The sequence below is a fragment of the Litchfieldella qijiaojingensis genome (assembly GCF_014651875.1).
Classification (GTDB): Bacteria; Pseudomonadota; Gammaproteobacteria; order Pseudomonadales; family Halomonadaceae; genus Litchfieldella; species Litchfieldella qijiaojingensis.
This window is the reverse complement of record NZ_BMXS01000076.1, coordinates 1-987: the sequence shown is the minus strand read 5'-3', so window position 1 is coordinate 987 and position 987 is coordinate 1. Positions and strand designations below refer to the sequence as shown.

Here is a 987-nt window from a genome sequence, read left to right as displayed (position 1 = left end):
TCGCGGTAGCTGGCGGGCTGGGCATCGAAGGTGTCGGTGGAGGGCATCGACACCACGCGCACCGCGTTGCCCTTGGCGGTGAGCGCCTCGGCGGCGTCCATCGCCAGGCCGACCTCGGAGCCGGTGGCGATGAGGATCAGCTCGGGGGTGCTCTCGCAGTCCTTGAGGATGTAGCCGCCGCGCTCGATCTGGGCCAACTGCTGCTTGGTGCGCGGTTGGTGCGGCAGGGTCTGGCGCGACAGCACCAGCGCGGTCGGCGCGCCATGGCGCTTGAGCGCGGCGTCCCAGGCGGCGGCGGTTTCCACCGCGTCGGCCGGGCGCCAGGTCGACAGGTTGGGCGTCGAGCGCAGCGCGCCCATCTGCTCGATCGGTTGGTGGGTGGGGCCGTCCTCGCCGAGGCCGATGGAGTCGTGGGTGAACACGTAGATCACCTGGCGGTTCATCAGCGCGGTCATGCGCACCGCGTTGTGCATGTACTCCATGAAGGTCAGGAAGGTGGCGCCGTAGGGAATGAAGCCGCCATGCGTGCTGATGCCGTTCATGATCGCGCCCATGCCGAACTCGCGCACCCCGTAGTGCAGGTAGTTGCCGCCGGGCTCGGCAGCGCTGATCGCCTGGGCGCCCTGCCAGAAGGTCAGGTTGGACGGCGCCAGGTCGGCGCTGCCGCCGAGCAGCTCCGGCAGGTGCGGGCCGAGGGCGTTGAGGCACGCCAGCGAGGCCTTGCGCGAGGCGACGCTGTCGCCCTTCTCCTGGGCCTGCTCGATCAGCGCCTCGCTCTTGAGCGTGGCCGGCAGTTCGCCCTTGAGGCGGCGTTGCAGCTCCTTGGCCTCGGCCGGGTAGGCCTCGGCGTAACGCGTCAGGCGGGCCTGCCAGTCGGCTTCCCGTTGGACGCCCCGCTCGCGGGCGTCCCAGCCCTGGTAGATCGGTTCCGGCACATGGAAGGGCGCGTGTGGCCAGTCGAGCTGTTCGCGCGCCGCGGCCACTTCG

The 987-nt window shown here is 70.7% G+C and carries 1 protein-coding gene; it reads right to left on the bottom strand.

The features are described 5' to 3' along the window. A partial coding sequence (locus IE093_RS22290; protein WP_308427223.1) for a transketolase-like TK C-terminal-containing protein occupies positions 1-987 on the bottom strand: 987 nt, incomplete at both ends.